This window comes from Microcoleus sp. AT8-A3 (assembly GCF_036705675.1).
Lineage (GTDB): Bacteria > Cyanobacteriota > Cyanobacteriia > Cyanobacteriales > Microcoleaceae > Microcoleus.
In genome coordinates, this window is record NZ_JAUBVD010000060.1 from 18,778 (window position 1) to 34,719 (window position 15,942).

General features: G+C 45.8%; 16 protein-coding genes and 1 pseudogene. 9 read left to right on the plus strand and 8 right to left on the minus strand.

Annotation, left to right across the window (positions count from 1 at the left end; translation table 11 throughout):
- Positions 1-48: 48 nt before the first annotated feature.
- Complete coding sequence (locus QUB51_RS25130) at positions 49-669, plus strand: DUF6391 domain-containing protein (protein ID WP_333262372.1); 621 nt, start codon at positions 49-51, stop codon at positions 667-669.
- Between the two features lie 84 nt (positions 670-753).
- On the opposite strand, the gene QUB51_RS25135 is transcribed toward QUB51_RS25130, so the two are convergent.
- Positions 754-1,503: a Uma2 family endonuclease gene (locus QUB51_RS25135; RefSeq protein WP_333057635.1), complete on the minus strand. Its 750-nt coding sequence runs from the start codon at positions 1,501-1,503 to the stop codon at positions 754-756.
- 194 nt (positions 1,504-1,697) lie between these two features.
- On the opposite strand from QUB51_RS25135, the gene cax reads away from it, so the two are divergent.
- On the plus strand, positions 1,698-2,798 hold the full coding sequence (gene cax / locus QUB51_RS25140; RefSeq protein WP_333057645.1) for a calcium/proton exchanger: 1,101 nt from the start codon (positions 1,698-1,700) through the stop codon (positions 2,796-2,798).
- A gap of 291 nt (positions 2,799-3,089) precedes the next feature.
- Here the strand turns inward: cax and QUB51_RS25145 are convergent, their stop codons facing one another.
- Entirely contained in the window at positions 3,090-3,734 is a 645-nt protein-coding gene (locus QUB51_RS25145; protein ID WP_333057637.1) for a hypothetical protein, read from the minus strand.
- A gap of 328 nt (positions 3,735-4,062) precedes the next feature.
- Positions 4,063-5,727: a DUF655 domain-containing protein gene (locus QUB51_RS25150; protein ID WP_333212127.1), complete on the minus strand. Its 1,665-nt coding sequence runs from the start codon at positions 5,725-5,727 to the stop codon at positions 4,063-4,065.
- 191 nt (positions 5,728-5,918) lie between these two features.
- Here QUB51_RS25150 and QUB51_RS25155 point away from each other — a divergent pair, with 191 nt between their 5' ends.
- The 4 genes from QUB51_RS25155 (at position 5,919) to QUB51_RS25170 (ending at position 9,301) form a co-directional block, all read left to right on the plus strand.
- Positions 5,919-6,320: a DUF7682 family zinc-binding protein gene (locus QUB51_RS25155; RefSeq protein ID WP_333057640.1), complete on the plus strand. Its 402-nt coding sequence runs from the start codon at positions 5,919-5,921 to the stop codon at positions 6,318-6,320.
- Between the two features lie 94 nt (positions 6,321-6,414).
- The gene (locus QUB51_RS25160; RefSeq protein WP_333057641.1) at positions 6,415-7,587 is read left to right on the plus strand and encodes a cysteine desulfurase family protein; all 1,173 of its coding nucleotides are present in this window, start codon (positions 6,415-6,417) and stop codon (positions 7,585-7,587) included.
- 96 nt (positions 7,588-7,683) lie between these two features.
- Positions 7,684-8,484 carry a Uma2 family endonuclease gene (locus QUB51_RS25165; RefSeq protein WP_333057642.1) on the plus strand — a complete coding sequence of 267 codons (801 nt, stop codon included), beginning with the start codon at positions 7,684-7,686 and terminating at the stop codon, positions 8,482-8,484.
- A 172-nt stretch (positions 8,485-8,656) separates the two neighbouring features.
- A complete protein-coding gene (locus tag QUB51_RS25170) occupies positions 8,657-9,301 on the plus strand; it encodes a hypothetical protein (RefSeq protein WP_333234043.1) in 645 nt (214 codons plus the stop codon).
- A 49-nt stretch (positions 9,302-9,350) separates the two neighbouring features.
- Here the strand turns inward: QUB51_RS25170 and thiL are convergent, their stop codons facing one another.
- From thiL to QUB51_RS25185, 3 genes are all read right to left on the minus strand, one after another.
- Positions 9,351-10,346: a thiamine-phosphate kinase gene (thiL, locus tag QUB51_RS25175; RefSeq protein WP_333212123.1), complete on the minus strand. Its 996-nt coding sequence runs from the start codon at positions 10,344-10,346 to the stop codon at positions 9,351-9,353.
- Positions 10,347-10,378: 32 nt separating this feature from the next.
- Entirely contained in the window at positions 10,379-10,693 is a 315-nt protein-coding gene (locus QUB51_RS25180) for a hypothetical protein (protein ID WP_333207430.1), read from the minus strand.
- 246 nt (positions 10,694-10,939) lie between these two features.
- Positions 10,940-12,064 carry a peptidylprolyl isomerase gene (locus QUB51_RS25185; RefSeq protein WP_333058574.1) on the minus strand — a complete coding sequence of 375 codons (1,125 nt, stop codon included), beginning with the start codon at positions 12,062-12,064 and terminating at the stop codon, positions 10,940-10,942.
- A gap of 575 nt (positions 12,065-12,639) precedes the next feature.
- Between QUB51_RS25185 and efp the strand changes: the two genes are divergently transcribed.
- The 3 genes from efp to QUB51_RS25200 all read left to right on the plus strand — a co-directional run bounded on the left by efp (position 12,640) and on the right by QUB51_RS25200 (position 14,377).
- Positions 12,640-13,197 carry an elongation factor P gene (gene efp, locus QUB51_RS25190; RefSeq protein ID WP_333058573.1) on the plus strand — a complete coding sequence of 186 codons (558 nt, stop codon included), beginning with the start codon at positions 12,640-12,642 and terminating at the stop codon, positions 13,195-13,197.
- A gap of 199 nt (positions 13,198-13,396) precedes the next feature.
- Entirely contained in the window at positions 13,397-13,954 is a 558-nt protein-coding gene (accB, locus tag QUB51_RS25195; protein ID WP_333058572.1) for an acetyl-CoA carboxylase biotin carboxyl carrier protein, read from the plus strand.
- 30 nt (positions 13,955-13,984) lie between these two features.
- The gene (locus QUB51_RS25200) at positions 13,985-14,377 is read left to right on the plus strand and encodes an ArsR/SmtB family transcription factor (RefSeq protein ID WP_006631662.1); all 393 of its coding nucleotides are present in this window, start codon (positions 13,985-13,987) and stop codon (positions 14,375-14,377) included.
- 274 nt (positions 14,378-14,651) lie between these two features.
- On the opposite strand, the gene QUB51_RS25205 is transcribed toward QUB51_RS25200, so the two are convergent.
- On the minus strand, positions 14,652-15,407 hold the full coding sequence (locus QUB51_RS25205) for a GerMN domain-containing protein (RefSeq protein ID WP_333058571.1): 756 nt from the start codon (positions 15,405-15,407) through the stop codon (positions 14,652-14,654).
- Positions 15,408-15,831: 424 nt separating this feature from the next.
- Positions 15,832-15,942, minus strand: a pseudogene (locus QUB51_RS25210) (photosystem II q(b) protein); the annotation flags it as partial.

Sequence of the window (15,942 nt, forward strand, 5' to 3'; positions counted from 1 at the left end):
TGCTAATCTTAAATATCCACTTAATGGAGTTAATGGAGGCGTTTTGATATGACAACTACTGCTTCTGCTTCCAGCCGCACCGGGCAGTTTCCCTTCGACTTTGCCCCGCAGCGGACTCAAGATGCTGATTTGTTGCGACAACTCAATTTTGTGCCCGGTTTGAAGGAAGTCTTGACTTTGCGCCAAGTTCATGCTTTGGAACACGCTACTGTTTGGGTACTAAGCCAATCGTTTGGTGCGACCACAGCAAGAGCCGATAATGAGTTATTGGGCGGAATGTCCACAGACCAAGGGTTTTTTCTTTATGGGCACGTTAACATTGCACAGTTGCGTCAGGCAGTGCGCGAGGCTTTGCACCGGATTGCCAGCGGAGAGTGGGATTTAGCTGTACATCCCCGCTGTGGCACGAATTTGTCGGTGGCAATGCTGCTGACTGCAGGACTTGCTGTTGGCATCAATTTAGCCCTGCCTCGCGGGCCCATTCTGCAACTGTTCGGTTTGGGTGCTGCGGCGGCGGCTGCGGCTCAGTTAGCTCCTGATGTGGGCGCTCTGGCTCAGCGGTACGTGACAACTGCTATTCCGTTTAATTTGAGTGTTGTTGATATTACTGTAAGTCACGACTTCTGGGGACGCGAAGCTCATTTTGTGCGGGTGCGTTGGGTTGAATAGTTGCACAGTATCAAGCCCACCTCAACCAACAGAATACCCAGAGCCCCGACTTTTTTAAGAATTCGGGGTTCTGACAGAAAGCTCCTAAATGCGATCGGGATCTACTCCTAATTCTCGCAACCTCGCCACCAATCTTTCCGCCCGTTGGCGCTGCTCATCAGCTTGCTGCTCAAGTTCCTGGAACCGAGCTTGTTCTGCTTTAATCAACCCTTCAACTAATGGCGGAGACAGTATTTCATTCACTGATAATGTCAGATTTGGAAAGACTACAGACACCATTTGTTGCCCCGGCACAAAATCTGTTTGTGTATAGATGTCTTCACCTTCAGGAAAGGCTAAAACTCGCACCAGTTCTTTGTTAGGTGTAGGGTCAACAATTACATATTCGGGCACGTTACCTAGTTCGTACTCAGCTCGTTTAATCACATAATCGGCGCGCCGATTTTGACTCACTACCTCTATCACTAACAGCGGCTTTTCCTCAAAATCGAGGATACCAGCACCTGGTCTAGCACCAGCTTGTTCCAAAAGACTTTGAGTGCAAACAACTACATCAGGAATCCGAGATGTATCTTCTTCTGTTCTCACTCCTAAACCTGTTTTTGCTACTAAGTCAAGATTGTGTTCCGCTAGGTAACGCTGCAATTTGTAAACTAAATACTCGCAAATTTTGATATGTAAAACTGTGGCGGTTGGCATCGGAATTAATTTGCCTTTGTACAGTTCATATTGTAGATAGGAATCAGTTTGATAAAATCGGTATTCTTCAAAGGTCAAGGTGGGTGAAGTATCAATTTGCTTTGATTCAACAACTGGCACTACAGATTGAGACATATCTTTTCACCGATGTCGATATCATTCTATTATATTCAATCTGCCTCGCTCTGGGTGCATTTGCGGTTAAATATTTCCAATTATCGATCGCACTCGCCAGCAGAATTGTCAGAGAATAGTTGAATAGTGTAAAATCAACTTTGCGATCGCCCCGACAACTCGACATCACCATTCCTTACACCATCCGAGTTCCTATGTCAATCAAAAAGATTCTTTCCATAGCGCTGTTAATTTTCATCCCCATTTCCATCGCCGCTGAGTATTTGCACTGGGGTTCCCTTGCAGTTTTCATCACATCCGCTTTAGGCATTATACCTCTGGCGATTTGGTTGAGCACAGCAACAGAAGAAGTGGCGATCGTTACAGGCCCCTCCATAGGCGGCTTATTAAATGCAGTCTTCGGCAATGCTACGGAATTAATTATTGCCATAGTTGCCCTAAAAGCTGGCTTAATTGACATTGTGAAAGCCAGCATAACCGGTACAATTATCAGCAACTTGCTTTTAGTCATGGGATTTTCCATGCTGTTAGGAGGAATCCGCTACAAAGAACAGGAATTTAAGCCAATAATCGCGCGGGTGAACGGTTCCACAATGACTCTAGCAGTGATTGCCATCCTGCTGCCGACAATGGTAATTTATACCTCCAATGGAGTCGAACCCGCAGCCATTCAGAATCTTTCCTTAATAACTGCGATCGTCCTAATTGCAGTTTACGCTCTAACTCTGTTATTTTCATTAAAAACCCACAGCTATCTTTACGATGTTGGCTTAGTAGAACTAGAGTCAGAAAATCCTCAAAATACCAAAGAAGAATCTACTACGCACAAACCGAATTTGTGGCTGTGGATAGGAGTGCTAGTTGCCTCAACTGTTGCTGTTGCTTTTGAATCAGAAATTTTCGTGGGTGTTGTCGAAGAAACTACCAAAGGATTGGGATTAACGCCGCTGTTTACAGGGGTAATTCTGTTGCCGATTGTGGGCGGCGCAGCCGAATATGTAACTGCGGTGGGAGTGGCGATGAAAAACAATATGGATTTGTCAGTTTCTGTCGCGATGGGTTCGAGTTTGCTAGTTGCTTTGCTGGTAGCGCCGGTGTTGGTAATTATCGGATTAATAATTCATCAGCCGATGGATTTAAACTTCAATCCGTTTGAAGTAGTTGCAGTTGCCATTGCAGTAACAATTGCTAATCTAATTAGTCTCGACGGGCGCTCTAATTGGCTCGAAGGAGTGCTGCTTTTAGCAACATATATCGTGTTAGGAGCAGCATTTTACTTTCACCCAATTACTTGAACCAACAATTTTATTGGAGGGGCAATCGCCCGTGGTTGCCCAGGGCGGTTTCTTTCTCACGAAAATCAGGCTTTTGACCCTTGTAGTGCCAAGAATGCCTAGCCCCCACAGACGATTTCACAGCCGTTTGGGACATGGGGGCAGCCACGGGGGGCAGCCCCTACAAGAGAATGAAACAGCGCTGCGTGGTTGCCCCTATTCCGTGGAAAATAACTTATCTTGTTTCTGGTTTGTTATTCCTCTTTGTCTTCTGGCCTTAATTAAATAAAATAATTTTTGGACAGAAAGTAGTTAGGGACAGCGACACTGTTGAACAGGAAAACACTCTTGTCTGCAACTTCTTTTTCTGCCTTTACGATCGCGACAATCAGCAGTATCCCGACATTCTACCCGATCTTGACAAATTTGCTGACGGGGAAAAGTACCTAAGTTTTGTATAGAAACTTCAGCCGTAAGCGAACCCTGTTCTATAACTTGGTCATTTTCTTTAATTTCATAGATAAACTTATTTTCTCCCTCTAAAACCGAAAAAGTTCTTGTTTTGTGACTGTTACCCAACTTAAATCCAAAATCCTCGGAAAACTCACCTTTGTTGTAACCTCTGTCTGTGTAGGGATAGGGGTTAGTTTCCATGCCATCAGTCACATTTTTAATCATCACCCTTCTGTTAGGGCCGGGAGGAGTTTTGCTGGAGACAAATCGAGCGCTTTGCGAATCAGGGGAGAAGACAGTACCGGCACAGGGGCCTACATATTCAGTGCGCTTAAATTGAATTAAATTAATATTAAAAGCGTTTTCGTTTTTGACCCTAAATTGTGCTTCGCTACTCTGCTGGGCGCTGACTGTGAAAGCTGCTAGAATCAAAAAAAATGCCCCCACCAAGATAGCTAGAAATTTGATTTGTGGCCTCCCCATAACAAATCTGGCGTGTTCCATCTCTCTCTACCTCTCAGGTGAATAGATAGCATTTTGTTTAGAAGTTATTTTAACTTGAGAGCTGAGGTGTTGTCAAAGTAGAGCCAATAGGTTTCTAGTGAGAACTTGAGTCTTTGATGCTGAGTTGCGAAAGGAAGGACGGAAGTTATGACTGTGAACTTTTTAGAGTCAGGAATGAAGTCCTGATTACTGAGATGTTGCAGTATTGTCAAGAACAGGCTTTCCGGCCTGTTCCACAAGAAAATTCACTCTTTGTGGAACAGGCCGGAAAGCCTGTTCCTAAACAAGTAATTGAAAATGGTGCAAAATGTGAGGAGTACGAACGTAACTACCAAGTTACTCGATCGCGCCATCTCTCTAAAATCTTGTCCCCAATGCCCTGAACCCGTGCCACGTCGTCTAAAGAGGTAAAAGGTTGCTGTTGTCGCGCTGCAATAATTCTCTCGGCTAACTTCGGGCCAACTCCAGGCAAAGTTTCTAATTCTTCCTGAGTCGCGGCATTTAAATTAACTAACTTTTTTCCGGCAGCAATTTGAGGTTTAGCACTCGCAGATTTTGATGCTGCTTGTAGTGAATCGCACTCTTTTTTCTTAGCATCAATTCTCTGTTTGATGCGGGCGGGAATTCCCAAGGTTGCACCTTTGTAAAGCCGATCGAACTCCCGCTCAAAATGGGCCGCAACTGTGGGACTTTCGATCGCCAGCAGCGCCTCGTCATTCCCGTGATTTGCCGCCTCACTCCAGTTGTGAGAACCTGTAAGCACCGTTTTGCCGTCCACAACGCCGAATTTGTGGTGCAGGCGATCGCCCATTGGTAACAGCGGCACTCCCACCGCAGTCAGCGGCTTTCTCCAAGGGCGATTGTCAGTTTCTAACTTGCAATCTTGCATCAAAGTCGCCCCCATCATATCCAACCCTTCACTGTAAGAGCGATAAATAAAATTAGAGTCAATTAAAGCTCGCACCGCAACTCCCCGGCTAGCTTGAATTTCCAAAGTATTTGACAACCGCTGAGCCGAAAATACAAACAATGCCAAATCAACCGACTTTTTCGCACTACCCAAAGTTCGATTTATCAAACCGTTGACACTGTTTTCCCAAGGCAAAGTCTGGGAAATCGGCGAAAATTGCACCGCCACTGTCGCATTCCCTACTCTTACTTTTTGCACTTGACGCAACGGCTTTTTGATGCCAAACTTGCTGTCCGGTTTGCCTCCGGGCCCGTCGCCCCACATGATGTTAAATTCTTGAGTAAATAGTTGCGCTATTTGAGCATTTTCAATTTTCAGCAAATTGTTCGCATTGCCGCGACTTGCAGGTGTCTTGAAATCGCCATGTATATCGCTTGTGGTAAAATTAGCCGAAGTTACGATTACGGTTTTGCCGTCAATTACAACAAATTTGTGGTGCATCAAACCGCTGCCTTTACTGCCGTCAGCAGTATCGTCAATTACAGGAATACCCGCATCTTTGACAATTACCAAAGCATCATTTTGCTTGATTTCATCTGCCGTTAATTTACCGTCTTTATTGGTATCGGCAAGTTGCACAAATTCGTTATAACGATCGCGCTCTCTTTCCGGTAATTTCGCCAACTCCTGGGCTGTAAAATCGCTCCAAGGGCGACTATAGATATGTTCGACAATTAATCTCACTTTAATTCCCGATCGCCCTCGTTCGGCCAAAACCCTCGCAATACCGGGCAAGCGAAACTCCTGAACCGCAACATCTACCGTCGATCCAGCACTGGCGATCGCCACAGCAATCAAGTTTTCTAAATCATCTCCAGGTCTAGTTTGCTGGCGGTAAGGCTCTGTATAACTCGAAGCGATCGACTGATTGAAGTATACTTGCAACAAGGGGTCTTGAGGCAATGGAGCCAGACTGAGAGGTAAATTCTGCACGTCTTGCTTTGTTTGTCCGCAGCCCGCCAGATTGATCGCCACCAGCCCAGCACAACAGAAACCGAGTAAATGATAATACAATACAGCCACAAAATTTTAATAAATATAGAGGTTATTAGCCTTCTCACAGTTCAAAGCTATTGGATCAAGTAAAGTTACAACCTATTAAATTTATGCAAGGGAACAGATTTTGCGTCTTGTAGAACTGCCTCGATGCCGGAAGCATCACTGGTAAGGTAGCAGCATTCAGGGGCGTGGGTCAAACCCTATACCGCTGCTTTATGGCTAAAAGAAAAAGAATTTTTCCGTGCGGTCACAAAGGATATGGTAAAGCGTGCCATCGCTGCACGCAAGAGTTGGTGGCGCAGCAGCATTACGTTGAAGTCCTGACACAAAAACAAACCAAAAAACAAGAGAGGGAAGCATCATTTGCTAGAGATATCATCGATCTCAGAGGTCTGCCCGACCACGTAGTCACTAAAGCCCGAACAATTATAGCAGCTTTGGGCGAAAATAAGAATTACAGAGATTTCGGCGGCAAACGCCTGCGTCACAACCGTTTGATAATCAGTATTCCTGTAACTCGCAACTACAGAATGCTTTGTGAAGATTGCGGCACTTTCTTAACTCCCCAAAAAGTTTTGTCCCATGAAGACTACAACGTCTGCAAACCAGGAAGTTAGTCATCAGTTATTGGTTTTATTGGCTATTGGTAGCCACTCACAACAGTCAACAGTCAACAGTCAACAGTCAACAGTCATTAATTAGTTATTTATCATGCAAATTTACCTCGACTATAGCGCCACAACACCCGCCCGCCCAGAAGCGATTCAAGCCATGCAAACAGCCCTTACTCAGCAGTGGGGAAATCCTTCCAGCTTGCACGAGTGGGGACAAAGGGCGGCGACAGCTTTAGAATTAGCAAGAATGCAGGTTGCTAGCTTGATTAACGCGCTACCGGAATCGATGATTTTTACTTCCGGCGGCACTGAAGCGGACAATTTGGCAATTATGGGAATTGCCCGTCTTTATACAAAGCCGCAGCATATTATTATCTCCAGCGTAGAGCACTCCGCTGTAGCAGAACCGGCGCGACAACTCGAACAGTTGGGATGGGAGGTAACGCGCCTACCAGTTGATAAATTGGGGCGAATTCACCCTTTGGATTTGCAAGAGTCCCTGCGATCGAATACAGTGTTAATTTCCATCATTTACGGACAAAGCGAAGTTGGCACGCTGCAACCAATTGAGGCATTAGGACAAATTGCGCGCGATCGCAATATCATGTTTCATACCGATGCAGTTCAAGTTGCCGGCAAGCTGCAAGTTGACGTGCAGAAACTTCCCGTAGACTTGCTTTCGGTTTCCAGTCACAAACTTTACGGGCCACAAGGTGCGGGGGCGCTTTACGTGCGTCCGGGAGTAGAATTAGTGCCAATGTTAGGCGGTGGTGGCCAAGAATTGAAACTGCGTTCCGGGACACAAGCGCTGCCGACAATCGTCGGTTTTGGGGTGGCGGCGGAGTTAGCATTGCAGGAAATAGATGTGGAAACGCCGAGGTTAATTGCATTGCGCGATCGGCTTTTTGACCAATTATCCCACGTACCCAGTTTAGTCGCAACGGGCGATCGATATTATCGTCTGCCGCACCACGTCAGTTTTTGCATTGTTTCTCCCGACGGCGACACAGGGAAAGTGACAGGCAAGACTTTAGTGCGACAGCTAAACTTAGCAGGAATTGGCATTAGTTCCGGTTCTGCTTGTAACAGCGGCAAACTAACTCCGAGTCCGATATTATTGGCAATGGGATATAGTAAAACTAAGGCCGTTGGCGGCATTCGCTTGAGTTTGGGACGAGAAACCACAGAAGCGGATATTGATTGGACAGTAATGGCGATAGAGCAAATTTTGGATAGATTAATGCCCAAGGTAGCATTATCTAGGCGTTAGGAAGGATTCCGGTCTTGAAAACACGTTTCCCACAAAAAAGCCGCTTGATATCATTTACACTAAAATAAATTCACCATCTATTTTGGGGAAAAAGCAATGGTTACAAAACTGCAATCTCCCGACAAACAAAATATCATCTACCCCGACGATAACGGCGAACCAATGTCAGATAATACCGAGCAGTTTCGATTAATCGTTTGGATTAAAGAAAATTCTGAACTATTGTTTGCGAATGACCCGAATGTTTTTGTCGCCGGTGACTTACTTTGGTATCCCGTTGAAGGAAATAATAAACTTTGCCAAGCACCAGATGTGATGGTAGTTTTTGGTAGACCAAAAGGATATCGTGGTTCCTATCAACAGTGGAATGAAGATAATATTGGGCCACAAGTTGTGTTTGAAATTTGGTCGCCGGGAAATCGGCCCGCTCCGATGATTCAAAAGTTCAAATTTTACGAACGTTATGGTGTGGAAGAATACTATTTGTACGACCCACAAACATTAGAGTTGACTGGATGGCAACGTCAAGAGGAACAATTAGAAGCGATCGAACAAATAGACGGTTGGATCAGCCCCAGACTGGGCGTGCGGTTTCAATTATCTGAAACGGGACTAGAAATGTTCGGCCCTGATGGAGAAGCGTTTATGAGTTTTGTGGAACTCGCTCAATTGCGACGACAGGCTCAAGCGCGGGCTATTGAGGCCGAGCAACAAGCTCAGCAAGCCGAGCAACTGCGACAACAAGCAGAGCAACTGCGACAACAAGCAGAGCAACAAGCTCAGCAAGCAGAGCGACGCGCCAGTGAGACAGAAACTTTGCTGCAACAAGAACGATCGCGATCGCAAGCTTTAGAATCAAGATTGCGAGAAATGGGAATCGATCTAAATCAATTGTAATAGATGATTCGGCTGTGGAAACCGCCGAGTCCATTCTTTCTACGCACAACCAAAGAAACCGGGTTTTTTCCAGAATCTTCGCCTGTAACCACATATTCTCGCAAAAACCCGGTTTCTGGCCACCCACCAAGCATGATAAAATAAATCCCGGTGTTATTCAAAACTCCCCAAAATGGAAGAAAACCGCGCCCAAGCCTATCTGCAATTAATTCACACCCTGCTGAATGCCCCCAACGGAGAGGAAGCGCAGATATTACAGGATAACTCAGAATTACTCGATCGCGGATTTCTGGAAACTTGTGAGTTAGTAGCATCAACCTTGGCAGAACAAGGAGGGGAAAATGGCGCTAAATTCCTCCGACATCTAGCTAGTTACCTAGCGCAACTCATCGATATGAACGATGACGTAGATAGCAATAACTCGAAGAGTGAAAAATTCCAAGACTATGCAAATTTTTTCCTAGAATTATTGCAAGCAGAACAAGATAGCAACGGGGATATAGCAGTAATTTACCCCATGCTGGAAGGGCGACAACATCTCCTTAATGCCAGTTTTGCCGAGACTTTACAGCAAGTGGCGAAAAAGTTAATTGCTGGCGAAAACTCAGAAACAATTAGCTCAATTATCGGTCTTATTGAAAATTTGAGTATTCATATTAGTGAGTTTCCCAGTGGGAATAAAGGGAATAATATTCAAATTGCCATTGCGGGTTATGAAATAGTTTTAAATAATCGGGAACCCGGTAGCGAAAAATGGACGCAAACCCAAAATAATCTGGCTACTGCCTACAATAACAGCAAAAAAACAGGCGGTTGAAACCGCGTCTACACAAACCAAGTCTGCCTATGCGGACAAGCGAGATAATTCAGAAGTGTTGAAATCCTCGATCGAGCTTTAATATAGCATCAGGATAAATGCCACTGCTATCAGTTAACCAGATATCAGTGCTATCGGTAGCGATTCCCACAATTGCGGCTCGGTTTCCTATTTTTTCCACTAATAACTCAGCGCTTGTTATTGGCAAAAAAATCACTAACTCGAAGTCTTCTCCGCCGTATAAGGCCCAATCTAAAGCTTTTTCGGTTGATACTATTTCGCTGAAAATATCGGGAATTGGTAGTTTTGTACGATCGACTTTTGCGCCAACACCGCTAGCCCGACAAATTTGAATAATCGCATCTGCTAAACCGTCGCTGCTGTCCATTCCGGCGATGGAAAACTCACCCGCAGAACCTAATATTTCCCAAACAACCGGCAAAACATCCAGCCTCGGTTTAGGGCGCTGGTGAGCGAGAATTAAAGAAGCTCGATCGACCTTTTCCAGATTTTGCCCGAATTCTGGATTTAACAGCAATTCTAATCCCGCGCGGGAGGCTCCGTGAACACCCGTGGCGACAATCGCCCAGCCCGATCGCGCATTTGACCGACTAATGGTACGATCGCACTCAACTTGTCCAAAAGCCGTAATCGCCACAGTCACAACGGGCGATCGCACAACATCGCCACCGACGATCGGCGTATCATATTCTTGCAAGCAAGCCGTCATCCCCCGATAAAACTCTTCAACCCACTCCACAGCCGTATCCGCCGCCACAGCGAGGGCTACAGTCACCGCCAGAGGCGTTGCTCCCATCGCAGCCAGATCCGACAAATTTGCCGCTGCGGCGCGCCATCCTGCGTAATAAGGCCCCGTAGTGCGATCGCTAAAATGCACTCCATCCACCAACATATCTGTAGTGATAGCCAGAGATTGGTTGGGATTTGTCGGAACTACGGCGCAATCATCACCCACTATCTCTGCGGGGCAGAATTTTTGCAATATTCTTAAAAGACCTTGTTCACCGATATCTTTAACTTGCATAATTTTGAATTAGTCGATCGCACTTTCTCACTTCACCATTCCTTACCCGAACTTGGCGGCAAGCGCAACCTAGGAAACCTATAAAAAGTATCTCCTTCATCATCTACCTCTAAAATCGCCGAAAAAATCTTAACTTGCCGAGTTAAATACTGCTGAGCAACTTCAGCCTCAACCCTAGCACTAGCCGCCAGTTGAATCAGCGAAATTTGACTGTTTTGAGTTTCCAACAACTGATAAAAAGCCTCATCCAACCGCTGCTTTTGCTTGTTTTCATTCACATTTTTTACAATCAACAAGCCTGCGAATCCGCCCAAACCCATTACCAATAAAAATTGTAAAATAGCCATATTTTCGATGGAATTCCTAATTTTAATAACGAAACTATAAAAATTATCTCTTCTTCCAGCCTGATTCCGGCGGGCTTTGTCTCTGTAAAAGTGATTTCAATCGCCGTTACCTTTCTTTATTTAGAAAAGATTTCAATGCCTGTCACTATTGATTTTTTCAGCCCGCGCAGGCGGGCTTTGTTTCTGTAAAAGCGATTTCAATCGCCGTCACTTTGGTGTAAAAGCGATTTCAATCGCCCTCATTAATTAAACTTGAGGTCGCACCAAATTTTCGATTCCTTTAACTACCTTAGCAGATACAATCTTGTCTCCCTGCTTCAGTTGCTCCAAAACTTCTTTTCCTTCAATCATGTAACCAAAAACAGCATAGCGGCCGTCCAACAGATTCAGGCCAGCGGGCGTGAGTTCAGGTTCAAACAAGAAAAAGAAAAACTGAGAAGAAGCGCTATCAGGGTCAGTTTCTGTACGGGCCATAGCCACAGTACCGAAAGCAGAAAAAGGCAAAACAGGTTCGTCGCGATAGCGCCCCGCATCTTCTAGAGTAATCCCGTAAATAGGTTCTTTTTCCTCCCTGACGAGCACTTCTAGCGGTATATTCCGGTATTTGCCAGTAGCTGGGTCAATAAAACCCTCTTCCTTGCCTTCGGGATCTCCCGTTTGCAAAACGTAGGATTCTTCCGATCGAATAAACGGCAAACCGTCATAAAAACCTCGATCGACTAAATCCACAAAATTACCAGCCGTAACCGGGGCGCTGTAGCCGTCAACCACAACAGTAATTTCCCCTTTTTCAGTTTGTACAGCCACAGTAGCGCGCCCTTTCAGTTGAGGCAGATTAGCATACTTGGCAGGCACTTCAAACGGAAACTTTGTCACCATCAACTCTTCGATTTCGCCTACGGAACCTAGGATTGTGGCTTTCAAGTCAATCACTTTGTCCCTGTCTTTAGCCTCAACAGCCTTTTCCAGTTGAGCAACTTTCTCCTTGACTCCTGCAACTAGCGCCTCAGCTTCCGGCTTTTTGGCGTCGGGAATACTCTCTAAAATGTCAGATTCCCGGAGGTTGAGAATCCTGGAAGCCCTGCTGACATCGCTGCTAATAGGCCCCCAACGTTTAGATCGTATGTGGTTGCCAATGTCTTCGAGACTGATTTGCAACTCTCGTACAGTCTGATTGTCAATAGGTAAAGCGAAGCGCAGCAGCGCCCGCCCGTCCGTAATCGCATTCCCTGCAGGCATACTGCTGCTGGGGCGTTTGGCATGGGAGACTGCACTGAAACTCAGTCCGAGAGTGAACAGCAGAAGCGCTAAAGCGACGGTTTTGACCCAGCGCTTGCACGTATCGATCGAGAAATTAGGCCAATGCAACATAACTTTAACTTTTATTGCCTCTATTATCTTCCCACAGCGCTGCCCGCCCGCCTTTGCTGCTACCCATCTAAAGTGTCTGTTCGTTCGGCCCGGGAGGAGTTGCCCACTAACAACACTCAACAGTCAATCGATTTTAGATTTTAGATTTGAGATTTTAGATTTTAGATTGACTTGCGCGAGATAAATTCGGGGGCTTGTCGATCGGATACAGGTTTTTTATTTCTGGACGGATGAATCACGTGGCGGGTATCCTGGATGCGGGAATTGTCAACTGACAACAGCCCACTGCCCACTGCCATTAACATTTCAGTACAGCACTTGCTCCCTTTGAACGGTAAAATAAAATGCCAATTGCTTTTTGATGCCGTCAGCTAGACTGCGGCTTTAACCTGACCCGCTCAAAAACGGATACAATCCCAGACTCCTGTCGTGGAGAGATCAAAATTTTAGACCAAGGTTCAATCTCCCAAATTCATCTGTGGAGTAAATCTCAAATCTAAAATCTCAAATCTAAAATCGACTCACTGTACTTCCCCCGTGCCGGCAAGGCGACGGGATTGCCCGCAAAAATTTATATGATCTCCAGTAACGACTTTCGACCAGGTGTTTCAATTGAATGGAATAACGGCGTGTGGCGGGTTATCGAATTCCTCCACGTCAAGCCAGGAAAAGGCTCGGCTTTCGTGCGGACAAAATTAAAAAACGTCCAAACCGGAAACGTAGTAGAACAAACCTTCCGGGCGGGCGAGACTATGCCTCAAGCCAACCTGGAAAAGAGTGTGATGCAGCATACCTATAAAGAGGGCGACGAGTTCGTCTTTATGGATATGGAAACTTACGAGGAAAGTCGCCTCAATGCTAAGCAAATAGGCGATCGTGTCAAGTACCTCAGTGAAGGGATGGAAGTCAGCATCCTACGCTGGAACGACCAAATCATGGAAGTGGAACTCCCCAATTCTGTCGTCTTGGAAGTGCTGCAAACCGATCCCGGAGTCAAAGGAGATACTGCCACCGGTGGCAGCAAACCCGCGATCGTCTCCACCGGAGCTCAGGTTATGGTGCCTCTCTTTATTTCCATTGGAGAACGGATTCGGATTGATACTCGTGAAGACAAGTACCTCGGCCGAGAATAGAAACGAGGGAATAAAAGGGAGTTTTTAGTTTTTAGTTCTGAGTTATGAGTTAAAGAATTATAAATTCAATACTCATCGCTCACAGCTTAAAAACTATCCCTTTTTTCTCCAAATTCGTTGATGCTCATAGCTTCGCCGGATTCTGAATCTTCAATTTTCAATTCTCAATTTTCAATTATTAATTACCCTTGAATCTGCTGTGCAACTAGACTTAAACCAGCTTTGTGACCTGCTAACTGTATTAGACAAAACTGGCATTTCGGAACTGACATTAAAAAGTGGGGATATTGAACTAACAGTACGCAAAGGCATTCTGGCAAGTTCACCAGCCACCTCTGCTGCGCTCCCTGCTGCCGTGGCGACTGTCGCTCCAATCGCCTTGGGCGCGGTTCCTAGCCCCACCTTAGCGTCACCTCCTGCTGTTGACCAAAATTTAGCAGCGGATCTGCCTGCCCCTGTTCCCGTCGCCCCTGTCGCTGTACCTGCTGCCGTACCTGCTTCTGTCGATACCAAATGGGTGTCAATTATCTCGCCGATGGTAGGAACCTTTTATCGCGCTGCTGCTCCTGACGAGCCTCCTTTTGTCAATGTGGGCGATCGCATCAAGGTCGGCCAGACAGTCTGTATTATCGAAGCGATGAAGCTGATGAACGAGATCGATGCTGATGAAGTCTCCGGTCAAGTGATGGAAATTTTAGTTCAAAATGGCGAACCTGTCGAATACGGTCAAGTGTTGATGCGAATTAATCCGGATTGAAGGATTACTTTATTGTTATGGACAGAATAAATGCTAATATTTCCCGATCACTTCTCTCCGGTGAGTTTGATGAAGTCATCCCAGCCTGTCCCGCAAGAGGTTGTGCAACAAGTTGCTGAGTATTTCAGTATTTTGAGCGAACCCATGCGTTTACGAATTTTGAACCTGCTTCGCGACGGCGAAAAATGCGTGCAAGAATTGGTGGAAGCTACTCAAACGAGTCAAGCCAATGTTTCTAAGCACCTAAAACTCATGCTCCAAGCTGGTATCCTCACTCGCCGGAGTGAAGGGACTTCAGCTTATTATAAGGTGCAAGACGAGTTAATTTTTGAGCTGTGTAATATGGTGTGCGATCGGCTTGCCAGCCGGATCGAACAGCAAGCCCTACACTTTCGGGCATTTAGCCTAACTACGAAGCACTGAAAATTAGTTGCCAGTCCCCAGTCAATCGATTTTAGATTTTAGATTTTAGATTTTCGATTGACTTGCGCGAGATAAATGCGGGGGCAATAAGTGATTTTCGATTTTCGATTTGGGATTGATTCCACGGATAAATCACGTGGCGGGTACCACATGAAGAAATTCGTGGTCATGAGTCATCAGCCATGAGTCATAAGTTATCAATCCCTACTCTCTGCCTTCAGACCGATGACTAATGACTCCTAACTAATGACTCCTAACTAATGACTCATAATTACTAAAGGGGAAAATTTTTGTCAAAACTTTGGCGGGTACTCGGCTGAGCCACCTCCAAACCTTCGCCACCTAAAAGTTCTAAAGGCTTGCCTTCCACCGAAATCCAAACCTTGGTATTCGGTTGTAAACTCGTAGCCGTATAGATAACCTGCCCCAACCTGCCAGTCATCGAATTGCTCCCTCCCCCCGAAGTAAATTCTGCTGACAAATCGACATAAACTCCGTCATTCTTAACACTCAAACCCCTGAGTTTTGTCCCATTAGGAATTTCGCTAGAAACAGTTCCATCCTTCGGCCCAGCTAACAAACTGTTAAAAGCAGCTTGTAAAGCTGCATCAGGCTTGTCAGCTTGTTTGACAGCTACTTTCGTAGGAACTCCCTCAAATTTGCCGCTGGCATCTTTAACCCAGTAGACTTGCACAGTCTGGACATCAGTCTGTGGCAAAGGCTTTGGCTGCGGTGACTTTGGCAACAGAGCGTTAGGCGTCTGAACCTGTGGCGTCTGAACCTGTGGCGTCTGAACCTGTGGCACTTGTACAGGATTTGGAGGGGGTACGGGTATCACTACAGCAGGAGATTCCGCAGGAATTGGGGAAAGGGGCGGAGCGGTAGTCTGAGCAGAAGACGGCGTATCTGCAGGGGTTGGCGAACGGTTCGCAGTCCACCAGGCAATGCCCCCTCCCGTCAGTAAAGCCAACCCGCAAGCACCGGCAATGACGGCTGTGGAGGCGCGGCGTACTTCTTGTCCATCTTTCATAATACAAATCCTCTTTAGAAATAGAGCGCTTGGGACGGTGAGGAGCGACTCCCGATCAGCTACATTTGTCTATGGTTAGATTCTGGAATTGACACAATTGCATTGCTGCTAGCGAACACTTTATAGCAAGCCCAACATATTCTGAATCCGACTATTGGAATCCTAGACCATAATATAAGATTTCGCCGTGGAGTATGTCACAGTATCTCGATCGGCCTAGTGGCTATATTCTATAGTAATCATAAAAAATTAAAGAATAAAGGAAGAAACAATAAGTAAAAAGCAAGAAGGAAGGCAACGGAGGTAAGGGGGGTAACGGATTTAAGGGATTTAACGGATTGAAGCAGGTCTCTAAAAAAAAATTCCCCAAAACAAAAAGCGCCCCTATTTCTAGGAGCGCTTTTTGTCAATCTCATACTAAAACTTAGCCATTGATGGAAGGAGCAACCAAAGCTACTGGAGTGACTTCACTAGCAGCCAAGTCGAGTGGGAAGTTGTGAGCATTGCGCTCGTGCATTACTTCCATACCCAAGTT